The following is a 17991-nucleotide window of genomic DNA, read 5'->3' as shown; positions in this document are numbered from 1 at the left end:
ATGCTTACCACGACATGCTGCCAAAGGTTGGCGCCCAAATCAGCATGTCTCGCCGGGGCAATTGCCTAGACAACGCCTCCATGGAGAGTTTCTTCTCGCATCTCAAAACGGAAGGACTCTATCCCTATGATATACGAAATCTGGCAGAGGCACAAAGACGAATTGAGAAATACATACGTTTTTACAACCGAAGACGACCACAGCGTAAATTAAACAAACTGACGCCGGTAGAGTACCGACGCCAGTTTCTAGCTTAGGTGTTTTTTCAATGTCCACTAAATGGGGTCTTGACCATAGTGGCTGTGGGTTTCTTTTTGATGACCATCTGCTCTAAGCTGTTACGTAATGCTGTATCCGGTGCTTATTCTGAAGCTTCAACGCCCTCACCTGATGTAGGGTTGTAAACACCGTCCGCCTCACGCTTTTCACCAAACACATCACCGACAGAGAAACGTACATATTTGACACACACTCTATTTTTATATGCATATACGAGATGCAATAATCCATCCTTCGTCTGGTACAATGTTGGATATTCATGTTGTGAATTGTTTGTCTTGTTTTCTACACCAATGTATCCTTCTGCCGCTTCGAATACACGGCCAACTGGCCACGTTTGTCCAAAATCCTCAGAGATCGACACAGCCACCGGATTTCTCAGACCAGGCCATGCCACCTTTCCGAACTCCGGATTACGGGCAGCGTTTACATTATAGGCCAGTGCAATTTCACCGGATTGGAGCTTGATGGCACTAATACTCGCATTATTATTCGGTAGCACGGTTTTTGACGGTACAGACCAAGAATCGCCATAATCGTGTGACTCACTAAAGTAGACATTGTCTGCAAAGCGGCTGCGCATAAAGGCAACCAAATGCCCAGGTTCCACTTCCAATACATTCGCATGAACACGGCCATTGCTGTCTGGCATTCTGACTTTCTTCCATGTTTGACCTTGGTCATCAGACACACGGAATTCCGTTGGATCATTGGTCAACCCTTCTGCTGAATCTTCACACAGCCAGGTTGCAAACAGCCAGCGCCCATTGCTCAGAATTTGAATCTCTTGGCGCGAGAACGTACCTTCTTCGGAAAAGAGTACTTCAGGCTCGCCCCATGTCTGACCCTCATCATTTGATTTTTGCACCATAATAATGGAGGTGAACTGCATATTGTCTTTGCCTTCTTGGCGGCTCAGTTGTGAGGTATAAATCAACCAAATCGGGCCTTCAGGTGATCTAAATAATGCCGGATTTTGCTCACTACGATCCTCACCTTTGGATACGGTTACAGGAATAGACCACACTTGTGTGTCAGGATCAAGCTTGGATACGACGATCGAAATATCTCCACTACCTTCAAAGCTGCCGGCAAACCAGGCACAGAGCAAGCCCCCGTCTGCTGTTTCAATCAAGGATGGCGCATGCGCGGTTCTATTTCCACCTGTAGGGATTAATCCAAAATCAATATTCAAAAATTCATCATGATACACAATGCCATTGGGGTCAGAAGTTCGAACTCGTGGTAAGTTGGTCATTTTACAATCTCCCTCCAATTAGAATCCATTTCCTAATACCTAGTCCATTATGAAAGGGATTCAGCAATAAAGTTATTTCACTTCCAATTTAATGACGGCCTTCGTGAAGGCTAGCGGTTGATCCATATGAAATACGGCTTTGTGAGCGTCCCACGGAAAGAGAACATACGCCATACCTTCTGTTATTTTCATGACATGCTGCGTCACGCCTTCATACTTTTCAACATCTCGATCCTCGCTGTAAGGAATGGCGACCGAGAGGTTTCTCAGATCCTCTAAAGCGGCATACTCACTTCCCTTGAGGACCACTTGGATGTCGATATATTTCCGATGTGCTTCGAATTGTGCTTCGGATAAAGGCTTCGTAGTGCCTGACTGAAAGAAGAGAAAGCCCCCATCAAATGGGTAGCGCTCCCCCTCCTTCCATTCAGCGATCCCTTGCATCGTCGCAAGTGCTTTATCCAGATTAGGGAGAATGGACTGATAGTGTTCCAAACGCTCAATTCGTTCAATAATCATAGTCCAGACACGCTTTCTATTGAGTATTTTCGGCAAGTCTAATGGCATAATCAATGGCATTTTCCAAGCTAAGCTCACTTGCTGTCCATTTACCTGCTTGGTCAAAGGCCGTGCCGTGGTCAACCGATGTACGGATAATCGGCAAGCCCAGCGTAATATTCACGCCCTCTACAGCTTTCCAGGAGCTCGTCTCTTGATCATAGATAAATCCGAGCAATTTCAACGGAATATGACCTTGGTCATGATACATGGCAACCACGATGTCGTACATGCCACCTCTAGCTTTGGAAAACAGCGTATCCGCTGGCAACGAACCAAATGCATTAATGCCTTCTGCTTTCGCCGCTTCCACTGCTGGATTAATATGCTCAATTTCCTCTGTGCCAAAAAGACCATTTTCACCACAGTGAGGGTTCAGTCCGGCAATAGCAATTCTCGGGTTAACAATCCCCAGATCTTTACATGCCTTATCAGCAATACGGATGACATCCAGTACCCGTTGTTTGGTTGCGCGGTCACAGGCTTCACGTAAGGACACATGAGTGGATACGTGAACTACACGCAGGTTGCCGTCAGCCAGCATCATCGTATATTTCTCTGTATTCGTTAGATCACCATAAATCTCCGTATGACCTGCATAGTGATGCCCTGCAGCATTCATCGCTTCTTTATTCAGTGGATTCGTTACGGTCGCATCAATGTCCTTCGCAAGTGCCAGCTCGATCACTTTCTTCACATATTGGAAGGCCGCGTCGCCGCCTGTTACGGACACTTCAGCAATTTGGAAATCAGCCATATTCACAAGGCCCAAATCAACCAAATCAATCGTTCCATACGTGTAAAGGCCATCTTTAGGATTCTCTACGACATTTACCTTCAGGTCTAATTCTGGATGCTGTGCAAGATAATATTCGATAACTGATTGATCACCTACCAGCAGCGGACGACAACGGTCATACAATTCAGGCTTGGAGAACGCTTTGATGGATATTTCAGGACCGATGCCAGCAGGATCACCTAATGTAATACCAATTATTTTTGTCATGGTTGGTCTCCTTTATTTCATCCCATTGGTTTGGTTGTCTGCAATCACTCGACGAAGGGCTTCAAAGCCTTGGTCTGAAAGTTGATTGAACGGTGCACGGCATTTACCGACCGGGAATCCTAATTCAGCAACAGCATACTTCACGATCGTGTTCGGATTACCAAATTTGAAGCAATCTCTAAAGGAACGAATGGAGTCCTGATATTGACGTGACGCTGCAATGTCGCCTGCAAGGAATTGTTCATAAATCTGTGCCATGGTAAAAGGATACACATTGGAGCAGCCCGCCACACCACCTGTACCGCCAGCCAATAAGGTCCACAGAATGAGAGAATCATTACCTGACAAGACCGCAAAGCCTTCCTGATCACGCGTGTGTTCAATATACTGAAGAATATTATCAAAGTTCCCACTGGAATCCTTTACACCGACAATGTTGTTGATTGTACTCAGCTTGCCGACTGTTGCCGGAGCAATCGCATTCCCTGTACGTGCCGGAATATTATAGAGAACGATGGGCAGGTCCACCTGTTCAGCGACGGTTTTGAAATGTGTGTACAGTTCATCTTGTGAAGCAGCTGCAAACCCAGGTGTAATAATGGACAAGACATCTACCCCGATGTCTTTCGCTTTCTTCGATAGACGAATGGTATCTAGTGTGCTATTCGAGCCCGTTGAAGCGTACACAGGGATTCGTCCAGCCACTTGATCCACGGTCGTTTTCATAATTTCACACTTTTCATCTTCAGACAGGATATATCCCTCACCGTTTGTCCCGAACACAAAGATCCCGTGTACACCATGCCCAATTAGGCGGTCAATCTGCACTCTTAGTTCATCATAGTTAACACTTTCATCAGCATTCATAGGTGTAATAATCGGGGCGATAATTCCTTTAATATCTACCATTCCGGCTTCCTCCTAATCGTTTCATCCTTATGGCTCTTCTACAATGCCTATAGCACTTCTAAATAAATGTTTCTTGCGTCATCGGGTGTCACTTCACGCATATTGTTCACCAACAGACGTGTCACCTGCATACCCGCTTCAACCAATCCCTCCAGATCACCCTCTGGCACATTGAACGTCTTCAGGCTTGTTGGGATTTCAAGAACGGCAACGATTCGTTCCAGCTCTGTAATGATATATTTCGATTTTTCATCCACGGATAGATTAGGGTTACCGCCTCTTACTACACGATCATATACTTTGGCTAAGTGTTCTTTAATGACCGGCTCGTTAAAACGCATAACCGGTGTCAGCAAGATGGCATTCGACACGCCGTGTGGAATGTGATATTTGCCACCAAGCGGGTAAGACAGAGCATGAATGGCTGTCGTACCTGAAGATGTAATCGCGACACCTGCATAGAATGAACCCAGTAGCATGTTATTTTTCGCATCAAGTGCTTCTGGATTGGTACAAGCTTCAATAATGTTATTCATAATCAAATCAAGTGCTTCCATTGCAAATGTATTGCTGAACGGATTAGCCTTCGTTGAGGTGAAGCATTCAATCGCGTGGCACAAGGCATCTACCCCTGTAGCTGCTGCGATCGGTTTTGGCAACTTTTTAATCAGGCGACCATCCAGAATCACATAATCGGCAATCATTTCAGGATTCACAATGCCAACTTTCAGCTCTTTTTCCGGCACAGCAACGATGCTATTTGGCGTCGCCTCTGCACCTGTTCCTGCAGTGGTTGGAATCATTAAGGAAGCTACCTGCTTTTTAGCCAGAAGCGGGTTGTCCAACAAATCCTTCACCGTGTAAGCATCTGTGGCCAGGATGGAGGCCAGTTTTGCTACGTCCATCACACTGCCGCCACCGACCGCAATGATGAAATCCGCTTTTTCGTTTTTGAACCGATCCACAATGTCTTGTGCTTGATGATAGCTAGGTTCTGCTGGAATTTCAGAAATAATAGTATAATCAATAGCTTTACTAGTAAGAATTTGTTCCGGGATTGCGATCAATCCAGCACCCAACACACCTTTATCCGTGAAGATAACAACCTTTTTAATATCGGCTGACAGAATGGTGTCCAATTGTTCCAGCGCATGCTCACCTGCGAAAATATTCTTAGGCATTTTCAAACTGTAATCTACTAACATGTCTGTTCCTCCTGCTCTATGATTTTCTTATTAAGATCGTCAAATAATTCTTTATGCCCGAACCCACCTGATTTTGTGATTACCTGGATCGGCTTATCCTTCCACATCATCTCGGATAACACAACCCCCTGACTGATTTCACAGAGTGGTGTTACTTCATTAATCTTCAAGACCTGCATCGACTGGAATAAAGTGTCGCCACCAGTAAAGAGTAAGGTTCGATTTATATTTCTATTAAGTAATTGTTTCGACAAGTTTCCCAACGACTGTGCTATTCTAAAACGAAATTCTGAAGATGGAACATGATTAGACTCTCCGTAAGATTCCAAATTATTCATGGTATAATCGCTGAGTGTTTCGAATATGATTAACTCATTTTCGAGCATGTCCACAAGATAGGATTCGAGACTTTCCTGTCCATCCTTACTTCCCCAATAATCTGTCTCCAGCAGTTGACGGGGGCTTAATGAATAGCGCTTACATTTTTTCGTTTCAGCATACTCAATTTGCTGTCTGGTAATAGGATTAACTGATCCGCAGATGACAACTAACGGTTCATGAATGACTACCTTTTGAGCTGCTCTATTTGAAAAAATAGTATCAGCTAATACCTTAGCAAACCCGGCACATCCAATGGTAATGTCTGAAATATTATGTTTCTTTAATGTAGTCATAATTTGAAGTAGCTGTTCGTCTGTTTCACTATCAAAGAGCAGCAAGCCCGCTCTGGCTTCTTCGATCTGATCATCACGAATCAATTGAGTATCTACATTGGCCTCGTCTAGAAGCCTTTTGGGAATATTACTTTCTGCAACAGGCTCATAAGGATCTTGACCAAACACACTTTCCGCAACCAACTGTCCATTGATATAGAGGTTACCGTCACGAACAATTCGGTTTATTTCTGGAAAAGCGGGTATAAAAGGAATGGTCTTCTCCGAGAAATGATCCAGCACAGCTTTGATTTCACTGCTGATATTTCCCCTCAAAGCAGAATCAACTTTTTTATAAATGAAGGGCACTTGAACCTTCTTGGATTGTTCTATAATGCTACTGATTATGTTGTAGGAATCGGTGAATGACAGATAACGACTTTCCGTATCCATAACCAAAACTTCCAGATCTTCTTCCAGTAGTTCGTAGTCAATAGCTAGATCTGCTGTGACTAAGGTTTTCACACCTAAGTTCGCAAACTGAACTCCCGTATCTAAAGCTCCAGTAAAGTCATCAGCGATCACCAGTAACTTCAGCATCAACTCACCCCCTCTTTGATTACAATTTTATTTTATAGCCATACTAATGATTAAGTAACCTTATACACGAACCAAATGTTTCTTTTTGAAACGATTAATGAATGATTGTATTATTATTTTTGATTTCGCATTATAATCGTTTATAAATGAAACGTTTTTCTGGAGGAGGCGAAGTCTGGTGACCCAAAAAATCAAATTACTCGGTATTGCACCTTACGAAGAATTAAATCATTCCATGACAATTGTCGGGGAACAATTTGAGGAGATTGATATCAAGATTTACACTGCCGATTTAGAAGAAGGACAACAATTAGTCTCTGAATTATCCGTAGACAACTATGATGCTATTATTTCTAGAGGTGGCACGGCTAGCTTACTTCATAAGTCCGTCTCCATCCCTGTGATCGATGTATCTATTTCCGTGTATGATATTTTGGGTGCCATAAAGCTTGCTAACAACTATACTAGTAACTTTGCCATTGTAGGATATCCCAGCATTACAGAAGCCGCCCACCTGATCTGCGATATTTTGCAATATAATATAAAAATTATTACCTTAGATAACTCTTCGAGTGCTGATAACTTATTAGACCAATTAAAAGATGAGCATTACGAAATGGTACTGTGTGATGCCGTTACTCATAAGATTGCCCTGAGTAAATCAATTAATACGATACTGATTACCTCCGGGATCGAGAGTATCAAGCATGCCTATCGACAAGCTATTTCCCTGGTACATGATCTTAAAAAAATCAAACAAAAGAATGAGCTACTAACCGCATGTTTTCATACGCAATCGCAGAAAGTCGCCATTTTCGATAATGAACTAGGAAGCGTTTTCTCTAATATCGATGAGAAGCTAGAAAAATCAATTCGTCACTTTCTCACAACCAAGGGGACTTTAAACGGTGAACAACAATTCTATCACACACATAATACACAGGTTTATCAGCTCAAAATAAAGCAACTCGACATAGAGGATGGGTACGTGCTCTGTGAAGTGAAGCATTCAACGCCTCCCCTAATCAACAATAGCTTCGGTGTGAAGTACCTGAATAAAGCTGAGATCGAAGAAATTATAAATAAAAAGCTCTTATTTACCTCTTATATCCAGGAAGCCTCTAAAAATCAGATCGAAAAGTTAGGCTCCTATTACAATGCCATGCTGATTTTTGGAGAGAGCGGCACCGCTAAGACCAGCTTGGCCTACACAGCCTACCTTAAGCAAAAAAATCATACGAATAATCTAATTGTTATTCATTCTGAACTCGTTAACGAACGAACATGGAAATACCTGCTGAATTCATCGAATGGCCCTTTAGTAGAAATGGGTAATACGCTATTATTCAAAGATATTGAACAAATGAACATTCAAGATGTAGAGAAGCTGCTAACTATTATTAGTAATACCAAGCTGCTGCAAAAAAATAATATTCTATTTACCTACAGTACGAACGGTGCGGATCAAGACAAACAAATCTTCAATCAAATTATGACCCAATTGGATTGTGGCAGTATTTACTCGCCTTCTATTGAAGAGAGAAAAAATGAAATGTCTGGGATCATCACCCTTCTGCTCAATAAAACGAATATTGAATGTAACAAGGAAGTCATCGGCTTTGATCCTAAAGCTTTAAGGGAATTACTGAACTTTGATTGGCCAGGAAATCTTAATCAGCTTGAGCAAACCATTAAAAAGTTAGTTCTGTATTCTAATTCATATTACATTTCAGAGCATCAAGTGCTGGAAGTACTAAAGCATGAAAGAACTGAATTGCCGTCCGCTAATATTACTGCTAATCTGACACAGCATCTGGTTGAGGATAAGACGCTTTTCGACTATACTACCGAAATTGTTAACGCTGTTCTTGAGCAAAACAAGGGCAATCAAACGAAGACGGCTAAGCAGCTAGGTATAAGCAGAACAACGCTATGGCGATATCTTAAGATAGATTAGTGCCTTGACCGGGTCACATGAGAAGATAGCTTCTACAAGCGACTGTAATCATGTTCGGTCAAGATGCCAGCTATACAGGCACTATACATGATCCATAAATGAGGAAGTACACCCATGCGGTCGGTGAATACGATCGCTGAACTGCTCCCATCATAGTAGACGGTAGAAGCATCGGAATTTCTATTGCTACTATGATGGGATTTTTTGCAATGTAAATAATCCCCCAGCTCTTGTCACTGAACTGAGGGAGAAACCGACCTAACCGTTATTTGTTTTTTTCTACAGTCTGTTGATTAAGAACTGATAAGCCATTTGGTCAGCTTCATTTCCCATCGTTGGGCCATGATTAGCTTGGGAGACCGATATATACATCGCTTCCGCATCAGCAGATAGCAGAGCTTTATACAGCCTTTCACTTTGCTCAATAGGCACAAGCGGATCTTGTCCCCCGTGCAAAATTAAGATGGGTGGACCATCGGCGTCTACATAGCTGATCGGACTGCATTTCTTCGCCAACTCCAGGTACTTCCAATCCTCATCATTTGTGTCGCCACTCTCAAGTAATTGATACAAATCTTTTATCGACTTTCCTGATCCAGATAAACCAAGAATGTTGGATATTACATCCTCTGTAGATTGACTGGTATTGTCGACCTCAGTTCCTGATACATTTACGGATTCATGCACACTGTTCCTGATGAACTCTATTAAGTCAGCTGGAGCATAAAAAATGGTTGCTGCTTTTACATCACTGGAGAAGTCGAGATTACCGCCGACGTCGCCTTCCATTTCACTGTTGTTGGCACTCAACGCCACCATGGCAGCTAAATGTCCACCAGCAGAGTTCCCTAGAACTCCAATCCGTTCTGGATCAATATGATACTCTTCTGAATTCGCTTTCAAATAACGAATTACTCCCTTGCAATCATGGATACACGCAGGGAAAGCAGATTGGGTAGACAAACGATAAGACGGCGATACAACAGTAAAGCCTTGCTCTACTAGTCTTACAAGCTCGCGAAAATATACTGCTTTTTGAGTCACCTGCTGGTATTCTCCGTGCATCCAGCCTCCACCAAAGTAATAAACGATGCATGGTCCTGGTGTTTTTTGGTTAAGGTCCTGATATATATCCATTTTTAAAGTATGAGGCTCTCCATTGTCCAGGGTCACATCCGCAAAGGGCACATCCTTGAAGCGTGGCGGGCGCCCTGGTGGACATAATGGTTTTTTAGGCATCTGTTTAGTCAATTTTGTTCCTCCTTTACAATCTATTTAAAAGTTATAAAGAAAGTTTTGTCCATCATACAGGGAACAAAAGCATCGCACCAACAGTCAGCGCCAAAATCCGAATGATATACATCGGAACTGAAAACGCCCAGAAATGGGATAGCTTATATTTACCCATTCCAAAGATCATTGCTGGCATTCCATCAACTGGCATATACCCGCCATTCCATGCGGAGACAACAACTGCAACTGCTGCTGCTGTAGGGTTCAGTCCCAGACTGATGCTGGCTGCAATCGCAATAGGTGCAAAGATATATACAGAACCCATAGCTGCCCCAGTAAAGGTTGCACAAGTACTAGTTAAGAGTGCAAAGATCAGAATCAGCATAAATGGACTGAGGTTCGTCCCAAATGAATTCGCTACATAGTCACCAACCATAGCCGTAAAGCCAGTCTCAGCTAAAGTATTGGCTACACCGATTACCCCCGCCATTAACAGGATCACAGGTGCTCCCATATTATCTCGAACTTCCTTGAAATCAAGCACATTGATGATTAATAAGAATGCTGCTGCAATACCAGGAATGACATATGCAATCTCACCTAATACACTCATCAGCATCATACCAACAACGCCTATGATAAAAGCAGCAATGGTAGCAGTTTCCTTCCATGCAGGCATGGTGGAAACTTCAGCCGTAGCAGCCGCCTCTTTAACTCCAGCATTCCCCTCTTCGGTGTCTGGATAATCTGGCAGAAAACGATAAGCGACCAAAGCCCACACTAAAAATCCAAGCGCCAGGATGAGGTTCACAACAGCGAATTTAGACATCGAAAGCCCACCGGTAAATCCGGCTGTTTCTAATACGCTTACAGTAATACCATAAAAGAGTGCTACGTTAATGGGAAGCAAGGGGTGGTTCGTCGCAAATCCTAACGGCAACATTAGCTTGGATGTAGGCATTTTTTTATTGTAAGGAATAGCCGATACGATGGACAGAATCAGTACATAATAGCCGGTGGAACCCGCGCCTGCCAAGCTGGCACCGAGCATAACCACGATAACTAAAAGAACGTAACTTTTATATCCGCCCTTATTAACCAGCTTGATCATAGCGGACTGAACCTTACCAATGAAATGCGTCTTCATAAGTGCGGCCATAACGACCATGAATCCGGCAATCATAATAACACTGGAATTAACGAAGCCTGCAAAAGCCTCTGGAACCGTTGCCAGACCAGTGACTACTAATAATAGACAAGCAATGAGCGGCGGTGCACCAAAGGCAAATTTGTCTGACATGATCATTACAATCATCAGGACCAAGATACCCAAGGCGAGAATCATTTCCATTGTCATTTTTATCTATCCTCTCTTGAAGTAGTTAGTTTATCGTTTTTTGTTGAAAGCGCTTTATATGCAAAATAATAATATTTTTCGTTTCTCTAAATAAGAAATTACACGAATTCATTCGTTTCTTTTTAGAACACTTTTGTTAAAAATATGAGTATTTTAAAGAATGGGATAATAAATCGTTTCAATTGTTAACGATTACTCGTTTTTTAGATTCCAGATATCGGTATTTACACGCTGATTAGCAGTGCAATAAAACATGTTGAAGAATTTCCGCTGCTTTAAAAAGTCATCTCTGCTGCTCTTAGTATGTGTAGATGTGGTGTGATCTACCATCCATGATCTTATTTGCCCCACATCTTGATGCCACGTAACCAGAAAGAAATGCTGGCTTTGAACCCAGTGATTGATGCAAGCCATTACTGTCACACGACACGTGCATAAATGCCTTCCACTGAATACCCCTTTCTTTCTGGTGTTCGTCACCCCATCACGCGCAGCATCTGCTGTTTTTAGGCATAGAAAAGGCAGGTACACCATTTGGCGTACCTGCCCATTCTGGAGTGCCTGCCCTTTCTAGGGTACCTGCTTTCCACAAGTTCGGACAAGCAATAACAGACACTAAATCGTGTCCGTTGCTGGTATTACATAGCATTCTTTATATAATTCAATTCTTAATTTGCTTCTTCTTACTGACTGGCCAGGGTTAGATATATTGTTTAGATATATTGTTTAGATATATTGTTTAGATATATTGGTTAGATTTATTGGTTAGCTAATCTAGCCTGCTCTTTTCTCAGCTTTTCAGGAGTAACATCATCATTATTCGGATCATAAATGGTAGAATTCAAAAGGATGCTTTTTACAGACCCCCGAAAGATTTGAAGGTATTCTTTGCGGAGGTTAGTCTGTTCGTTTTTTTCAATTTCAGTTAATCCAACTTCGTTTGCTTTTCTTGCGAGCTGATTAATTCTGTTTAACATTGTACGCATGTGTATACCTCCATATTCAAGATTTTGAATTTAATTGTGTTTCAAATTTAATTATCTTGATATAAAGATATAATATTTTGTAGTCTTTGTCAATACCTTGTTCCGAGAAGGATATCTCAAGGATTGATTAAGCCGATTGCATCAAAAACTTTGGCTTACGCGCATGCATGTTGACTAGCTTTTTTCAGAATTGCTAGGATCTGTTCTCAGTTTACAAGCATCTTGAATTACTCCGTCTTTATGATTTCATTACTATATCAAAAAGAGCCACCAACCAGCTGACTGGCCGATGACTCTTTGACTTAATAGATATGGAGGCGAGGGGAGTCGGACCCCTGTCGGAAGATAACGCCACATAAGCTTCTACGGGTGTAGTCACAGTTTTGATGCACCTAGGCAGGCGCTAATTAGGTTGAATTTCAATTTTATAATTGTATAATTGTTATAACAGTTGAATATAATGATAAGGAGGAATACTTATGAATAGGATGGTTGATATGGAACGAAAGGTAACAAAATTCGGTAATAGCCTAGGTATAACGATGACGGATGCTTTGAAGCAAATTGGATTGGAGCAGGGTGATACAGTTAACATTGAGGTTAGTCCAGATTCAGGAGAAATTAGAATTAAGAAATCTACAAAAGTTTCATTGCCTGTAGGAATCAGTTCAGACTTTATGACCACTTTGACTGAGGTTATTGAAGAGTACGATCAAACACTTCAAGGACTCAAAGATAGATGATGCAAACTCGTTATTTATCTGTTCAAGAAGTAATAGCCATAAATGTAGCCATGATTCAACGTTACAGTCCAGGGGAACATATAGGCGTTAAAGAAACTGGGTTGCTCGAATCAGCTGTCCACCGACCGCGATCTTCGGTCTTTGGAGAAGATGCTTATCCAACTATTTACGAAAAGGCTGCCGCTTTGTTCGAATCGCTTGGTCAAAACCCTCCTTTTCACAATGCCAACAAAAGGACCGCTTTCACAGCACTCGTAATATTCCTACGTTATAATGGTATACACCTTAAGATGGATACAAAGGAAGCCGAAGACTTTACAGTGGACATGGTTAATCATCAATTCGATCGACGGCACACCGCTGCAATCATTGAATCCTACTGCACTCCAATAACAAAATAAAAAGCAAAAACACCATCCGCATGAGGATGGTGTTCACAGACCAGCTAGGAATTTTCCCTACACAATATACAAGTGTATTTTGATCCAGCTCGGCCATTATGGATGTTCATAATGATTCTAATAACAAATATAGTACCTCATTTTTCTGTAATTAGATATATTCAATCCATGATTTTTAACAAAACAGAGAAGCAGATACCAAATGGTATCTGCTTCTGATCGTAAGTATGGAGGCGAGGGGAGTCGAACCCCTGTCCGAAGATAACGCCACATAAGCTTCTACGGGTGTAGTCACAGTTTTGATGTCACCCGAGTATCGCCCCGTAACCGGCTATACTTTGGGTCAGCCTGATTGTCTTCTTCAGTACACCCCAGGCGGAGATGTAACAGCGTATCCCACTATAGGTTAGCCCCTACATCCGGCACATGGGCGATGCAGGAGAGGAGCACGCTCACAGGTTATTAAGCTGCGAAAGCGTAGTTAGTTTGTTGTTTGCCGTTTAATAGGCTTTAGCGTTGATGAAGTGGACGCGTCCCCACTACCCGCTACTCATGCTCGAACTATCCCCGTCGAATCCAAGAACGCCCCCTCATTAAGAAGGGCCTGGATTAAATCCGGCAATGCCGGGCATAAGCATCTAATCTAGCCACAAAAAATAACTTCAATAACAATACTGCTTAGTTAGTATAGCATAATTCCGTCTCTAAATACAGACATCCTGCTATACTGAAGGTGTATAAAATACATCCAAAACAGGTCATTCAAGGCTATCACAGCAGGAAACACCTATCCTGCCAGCTCTTTCATGAACTGCAGGTGAACGCCCTGAGGATCAACTACTTTGTTAAGTCACTGCTTTTCTTTAGTCACCCAACTTCTCCAATCACCACTTATCCTGTTGGCAGGTGTCTCTCCATTAGATAAGCTATCACCCTATCTCTTGCGCTTAACTCTGTCATCCAAAGCCCGAAGGCTTAAATTAACGAGCGATCTTCTGCTTCTCACGCAGTGCACGCTGGATATCACGCTGTGCATCACGCTTGGCTGCCGATTCGCGCTTGTCGAACTGCTTCTTACCTTTACCAAGACCGAGCAGTAGCTTGGCATAGCCATTACGCACATAGATCTTCAAAGGTACGATCGAGTAGCCCTCCTGCTTGGACTGGCCCAGCAGCTTCACAATCTGCGCCTTGTGCAGCAGCAGCTTCCGAGTACGGGTCGGATCATCCGGATTGCTACGGTTCCCCTGCTCGAACGGGCTGATGTGCATATTGTGAATATGAATCTCTCCATTACGAATAGTAGCGAATGCATCTCCGATATTCGCGCGTCCATTGCGCAGCGACTTGATCTCGGTTCCGGTTAAGACCATGCCTGCCTCATAAGTATCCTCAATAAAATAATCGTGGGAAGCCTTTTTGTTCTGGGCCAGCACTTTTCCGTCCGCTTTCTTCGCCATGAGATTCACTCCTTCATCCACTAATTGCACGCAACTACTCATCTCAGACCTCACACTGTAGATGTCCTAATTCAACACACTGTCACGCAGAAATCACCGTGAAAATAACAGTCAGAATAGGGCCTCTGTTCATCATGTAAAAGTCTGATACGACGAATATCCCGTCTGCGTCAGAGCTTTATTGTACCAAATTTGGCTCCCTCAAGGCAAGGAAGCGCATCATTTACTCACAGACGTTGGCAACCCTGCAATCAAATGCATGTCATGCCCGCTGTTCATTTACGCCTTGGAAGCATTCCTTGGAATCATACGGATCACTTACCCACTGCTGTCCATTCTAACTCAATCAGGGAATCTCCATGCCAGACTTACCCACCACAAGCATCTCACAATAGCAATACGGCATCGGCTATCCTTGTAGGGAGTACCGATGCCGTGACTGTTTACCGATGTGTTATCCTGTTACTACTGCTGCTACCCGCTTACCATCTCTGCCTCGCAGCTTTTGAGCCTTCTCACAATATCTTTTCTCTTGCCGAATTACTTCTTTTTCTTCCGGACAAAGGCTGCTGTACCATTGCCATTGCCGTTACTCTTGCTCTTCCGCTTGCGGCGCGATCCACCGTTCCCTCCAGGGGCTGCTCCTTCACCGATGAAAATCCCGCTCTCACTGGTCCGCTTACGGCGCCCTTGACCACCGGAGCCATTACCACCGCCAGCAGGTGCTGGGGAGTTGTAGCCACCCTTGCCGCTACCGAAGCCGAAGCTGCGCTGCTGTGCAGGCTGATCTGCTCGCGGTGTACCCTGTTCAGGGCCACCTTTGCGGCCATTCCCACCGGACTTCGCCGGATTGCCGGTCTTGGACTTCGGCTTGCCGCGTTCGCCTTGGCGACCTCGGTGATCTTCGCCACGTGAAGAGCCCTTGCCTCGTCCTCCGCCAAATCTGCCACCGCCACCTTCAGGACGGCCACGGCCACTTTCAGAACGGCCACCATCCGCACGATCTGGTCGTCCACGCTCGCGGCGTGGCTTCATATCGACCATTTCGAAGTCAATCGTATGCTCATCCATATTGACACGAGCGACCCGAATCTTGACTTCATCCCCGATGCGGAACACCTTGGAGGTGCGCTCACCTATCAAGGCCATATGCTGTTCATCAAAATGATAGAAGTCATCGGTCAATCCGCTCAGGCGAATCAGACCTTCAACGGTATTCTCCAGTTCAATGAACATACCGAAGCCAGTCACACTGCTGATGATCCCATCGAATTCCTGCCCAACCTTATCGAGCATGTACTCTGCCTTCTTCATCTGCTCGGTATCCCGCTCTGCATCTACCGCTACCCGCTCACGCTCAGAGGATTGCTGTGCGATGTCATGCATACGGCTGGCCAAATACTCCTGGCGATCGGCCGGAAGGAGCCCACCATGCTCAATGACCTCGCGAATGACGCGGTGGATGACCAGATCGGGATAACGACGGATTGGCGAGGTGAAATGGGAGTAATATTCAGCTGCCAGCCCGAAGTGTCCCGTCATCGACGCATCGTATTTCGCCTGCTTCATGGAACGCAGCATCATCGTACTGATGACGGTCTGCTCCTTCGTACCCTCGATCGACTCCAGCAAGCTCTGGAGTGCACGCGGATGAATCGCATTACCACGCCCCTTGACCTGATGTCCAAAATTCGCAGCAAACGCCATGAAGTTCTGCAGCTTCTCCTGATCCGGGTCCTCGTGAATCCGATAGATGAACGGTACCTTCAGCCAGTGGAAATGCTCAGCGACAGTCTCATTCGCTGCCAGCATGAATTCCTCAATGATCTGCTCGGCGATCGTCCGCTCTCTTTTGACAATATCAACCGCCTTGCCCTCTTCGTCCACGATGACCTTTGCCTCGTCGAAGTCAAAGTCCACCGCTCCGCGCTTCATCCGCTTGTTGCGCAGCTTGAGAGCCAGTTCCTTCATGAGTCGGAAGTTATCGACGAGGTCGGCATAGCGTTCCATCACTTCCGGGTCTTCTTCCTCCAGAATGATACGAACATTCTTATAGGTCATCCGTTCCTTGGTCTTGATCACACTGGTGAAAATATCATGGCGCACGACCTTCATCTGCTCATCGAATTCCATCTCGCATGACATGGTCAGTCGATCCACTTGCGGGTTCAAGGAACAAATCCCGTTCGACAGACGGTGCGGCAGCATCGGAATAACACGGTCTACGAGGTACACGCTACAGCCCCGATTATATGCCTCCTGGTCCAGCTTGGAATTCTCCCGCACATAATAGCCCACATCGGCGATATGCACACCCAGCAGGTAATGTCCGTTCTCCAGTCGCTCTACATTGACCGCATCATCCAGATCCTTGGCATCCTCACCATCAATCGTTACAATCGTCTTGCCGCGCAGATCACGACGCCCCTGACGGATGATCTCATCCTCCGTAATGGCATCAGGTGCAGCCTCTGCCTCTGCCATGACCTCCTCCGGGAATGCTTCCGGAAGCTGATGCTTACGGATGACAGAGAGGATATCGATACCCGGATCATCCTTATGACCAAGAATCTCAATAATCTCTCCCTCTGCCGCTGCCCGGCCCTCTGGATAATTGACAATCTTGACGACTACCTTCTGTCCATTCACCGCTCCATTGAAGGATGGCTGCGGGATGAAGATATCCCGATTCACACGCTTGTCATCTGGCAGCACAAATCCGTACACCTCATGACTCTGGAAGACCCCTACAATCTGAGTGATGCCACGGGTAACGATACGCACCACTTCGCCCTCCAGCCGCCCACCAGAAGGTCCGCTCGATGTGACACGTACCAGAACAGTATCCCCATTCATAGCCCCTTTGAGGTCATTCGCATGAATGTATACATCCTTGGATTCCCGATCCTCCGGAATGAGAAAAGCAAAGCCCTTCGCATGAGACTGCAGCCGACCGCGGATCAGGTTCATCCGTTCCGGCACCCCGTAACGATTGTTGTGTGTCAGCAGAATTTGTCCGCTTTCCTCCAGCGCATTCAGCACCTTCAGGAACTCCCTGAAATCAGATGCCTCTTCAATGCCAAAATGCTGCTCCAGCTCCTGGTAGGTCATAGGTTTATAAGCGGTCTCCCGCATAAACTCCAAAATTGCTTCTTTCGTTATCATGTGTATTGTCCACCTCGGGTGCCCTGTAATTTTGACCTGTGCGTATTGGCAATGTAGCCCCAGGCCAATGCGTCACTGCTGTGCCGGGTACATCCGAAGTCTGCTCCAGAACATACCTTTCCTGTACAGCAGACCTTAGTATACTCATACCCTAGTATACACCATATTAATCCACAGCATCCGTATAGGATGACCCATTATCCTTTTTAAGATTCGAATCC

15 protein-coding genes and 1 other RNA gene are annotated in these 17991 nt (G+C 44.5%); 4 read left to right on the top strand and 12 right to left on the bottom strand.

The window, feature by feature from the left end:
• The coding region (locus D328_RS30905) for an IS3 family transposase (protein ID WP_018887800.1) at window positions 1-257 on the top strand (257 nt) is incomplete at its 5' end.
• Between the two features lie 104 nt (window positions 258-361).
• Here D328_RS30905 and D328_RS0127130 read toward each other — a convergent pair.
• From D328_RS0127130 to D328_RS0127105, 6 genes are all read right to left on the bottom strand, one after another.
• On the bottom strand, window positions 362-1537 hold the full coding sequence (locus tag D328_RS0127130) for a sialidase family protein (RefSeq protein ID WP_018888187.1): 1176 nt from the start codon (window positions 1535-1537) through the stop codon (window positions 362-364).
• 72 nt (window positions 1538-1609) lie between these two features.
• Window positions 1610-2056, bottom strand: coding sequence for a YhcH/YjgK/YiaL family protein (locus D328_RS0127125; RefSeq protein ID WP_018888186.1), 447 nt, complete (start codon window positions 2054-2056; stop codon window positions 1610-1612).
• Between the two features lie 16 nt (window positions 2057-2072).
• Window positions 2073-3101 carry a 4-hydroxythreonine-4-phosphate dehydrogenase PdxA gene (gene pdxA, locus D328_RS0127120; protein WP_018888185.1) on the bottom strand — a complete coding sequence of 343 codons (1029 nt, stop codon included), beginning with the start codon at window positions 3099-3101 and terminating at the stop codon, window positions 2073-2075.
• A gap of 12 nt (window positions 3102-3113) precedes the next feature.
• Window positions 3114-4010, bottom strand: coding sequence for a 4-hydroxy-tetrahydrodipicolinate synthase (gene dapA / locus D328_RS0127115; RefSeq protein WP_018888184.1), 897 nt, complete (start codon window positions 4008-4010; stop codon window positions 3114-3116).
• A gap of 47 nt (window positions 4011-4057) precedes the next feature.
• Window positions 4058-5215 carry an iron-containing alcohol dehydrogenase gene (locus tag D328_RS0127110; protein ID WP_018888183.1) on the bottom strand — a complete coding sequence of 386 codons (1158 nt, stop codon included), beginning with the start codon at window positions 5213-5215 and terminating at the stop codon, window positions 4058-4060.
• Window positions 5209-6468, bottom strand: a complete 1260-nt coding sequence (locus D328_RS0127105) for a four-carbon acid sugar kinase family protein (RefSeq protein WP_018888182.1) — start codon at window positions 6466-6468, stop codon at window positions 5209-5211. Before D328_RS0127105 ends, D328_RS0127110 begins: the two co-directional genes overlap by 7 nt.
• A 178-nt stretch (window positions 6469-6646) precedes the next feature.
• On the opposite strand from D328_RS0127105, the gene D328_RS0127100 reads away from it, so the two are divergent.
• Window positions 6647-8425 (top strand): sigma-54-dependent Fis family transcriptional regulator, encoded by a 1779-nt coding sequence (locus D328_RS0127100; RefSeq protein ID WP_018888181.1) that lies wholly within the window; start codon window positions 6647-6649, stop codon window positions 8423-8425.
• A 279-nt stretch (window positions 8426-8704) separates the two neighbouring features.
• Here the strand turns inward: D328_RS0127100 and D328_RS0127095 are convergent, their stop codons facing one another.
• The 3 genes from D328_RS0127095 to D328_RS0127085 all read right to left on the bottom strand — a co-directional run bounded on the left by D328_RS0127095 (window position 8705) and on the right by D328_RS0127085 (window position 12001).
• Window positions 8705-9676: an alpha/beta hydrolase gene (locus D328_RS0127095; protein ID WP_018888180.1), complete on the bottom strand. Its 972-nt coding sequence runs from the start codon at window positions 9674-9676 to the stop codon at window positions 8705-8707.
• 52 nt (window positions 9677-9728) lie between these two features.
• A complete protein-coding gene (locus tag D328_RS0127090; RefSeq protein WP_018888179.1) occupies window positions 9729-11015 on the bottom strand; it encodes an SLC13 family permease in 1287 nt (428 codons plus the stop codon).
• Between the two features lie 758 nt (window positions 11016-11773).
• Window positions 11774-12001, bottom strand: coding sequence for a DUF896 domain-containing protein (locus D328_RS0127085; protein ID WP_018888178.1), 228 nt, complete (start codon window positions 11999-12001; stop codon window positions 11774-11776).
• Between the two features lie 479 nt (window positions 12002-12480).
• Here D328_RS0127085 and D328_RS0127080 point away from each other — a divergent pair, with 479 nt between their 5' ends.
• Both D328_RS0127080 and D328_RS0127075 read left to right on the top strand, forming a co-directional pair.
• A complete protein-coding gene (locus D328_RS0127080; RefSeq protein ID WP_018888177.1) occupies window positions 12481-12744 on the top strand; it encodes an AbrB/MazE/SpoVT family DNA-binding domain-containing protein in 264 nt (87 codons plus the stop codon).
• A complete protein-coding gene (locus D328_RS0127075; protein WP_018888176.1) occupies window positions 12741-13145 on the top strand; it encodes a type II toxin-antitoxin system death-on-curing family toxin in 405 nt (134 codons plus the stop codon). Before D328_RS0127080 ends, D328_RS0127075 begins: the two co-directional genes overlap by 4 nt.
• Before the next feature lie 225 nt (window positions 13146-13370).
• On the opposite strand, the gene ssrA is transcribed toward D328_RS0127075, so the two are convergent.
• The 3 genes from ssrA to rnr form a co-directional block, all read right to left on the bottom strand.
• Window positions 13371-13735, bottom strand: a transfer-messenger RNA (tmRNA) gene (gene ssrA, locus D328_RS30900).
• Between the two features lie 390 nt (window positions 13736-14125).
• Window positions 14126-14605 carry an SsrA-binding protein SmpB gene (gene smpB, locus D328_RS0127070; protein ID WP_018888175.1) on the bottom strand — a complete coding sequence of 160 codons (480 nt, stop codon included), beginning with the start codon at window positions 14603-14605 and terminating at the stop codon, window positions 14126-14128.
• A gap of 540 nt (window positions 14606-15145) precedes the next feature.
• On the bottom strand, window positions 15146-17770 hold the full coding sequence (gene rnr, locus D328_RS0127065) for a ribonuclease R (protein ID WP_018888174.1): 2625 nt from the start codon (window positions 17768-17770) through the stop codon (window positions 15146-15148).
• Between the last annotated feature and the right edge of the window lie 221 nt (window positions 17771-17991).

This window comes from Paenibacillus massiliensis 2301065 = DSM 16942 (assembly GCF_000377505.1).
GTDB lineage: Bacteria > Bacillota > Bacilli > Paenibacillales > Paenibacillaceae > Paenibacillus > Paenibacillus massiliensis.
Note: the sequence above shows the minus strand (reverse complement) of the source record. Positions and strands in the feature narration are given on the sequence as shown.

Bases quoted from the DNA above. Each gene is read 5' to 3' on its own strand.
- D328_RS0127130 (WP_018888187.1), bottom strand. From the start codon at position 1,537: ATGACCAACTTACCACGAGTTCGAACTTCTGACCCCAATGGCATTGTG.
- D328_RS0127125 (WP_018888186.1), bottom strand. From the start codon at position 2,056: ATGATTATTGAACGAATTGAGCGTTTGGAACACTATCAGTCCATTCTC.
- pdxA (WP_018888185.1), bottom strand. From the start codon at position 3,101: ATGACAAAAATAATTGGTATTACATTAGGTGATCCTGCTGGCATCGGT.
- dapA (WP_018888184.1), bottom strand. From the start codon at position 4,010: ATGGTAGATATTAAAGGAATTATCGCCCCGATTATTACACCTATGAAT.
- D328_RS0127110 (WP_018888183.1), bottom strand. From the start codon at position 5,215: ATGTTAGTAGATTACAGTTTGAAAATGCCTAAGAATATTTTCGCAGGT.
- D328_RS0127105 (WP_018888182.1), bottom strand. From the start codon at position 6,468: ATGCTGAAGTTACTGGTGATCGCTGATGACTTTACTGGAGCTTTAGAT.
- D328_RS0127090 (WP_018888179.1), bottom strand. From the start codon at position 11,015: ATGACAATGGAAATGATTCTCGCCTTGGGTATCTTGGTCCTGATGATT.
- D328_RS0127085 (WP_018888178.1), bottom strand. From the start codon at position 12,001: ATGCGTACAATGTTAAACAGAATTAATCAGCTCGCAAGAAAAGCAAAC.
- D328_RS0127080 (WP_018888177.1), top strand. From the start codon at position 12,481: ATGAATAGGATGGTTGATATGGAACGAAAGGTAACAAAATTCGGTAAT.
- D328_RS0127075 (WP_018888176.1), top strand. From the start codon at position 12,741: ATGATGCAAACTCGTTATTTATCTGTTCAAGAAGTAATAGCCATAAAT.
- smpB (WP_018888175.1), bottom strand. From the start codon at position 14,605: ATGGCGAAGAAAGCGGACGGAAAAGTGCTGGCCCAGAACAAAAAGGCT.
- rnr (WP_018888174.1), bottom strand. From the start codon at position 17,770: ATGATAACGAAAGAAGCAATTTTGGAGTTTATGCGGGAGACCGCTTAT.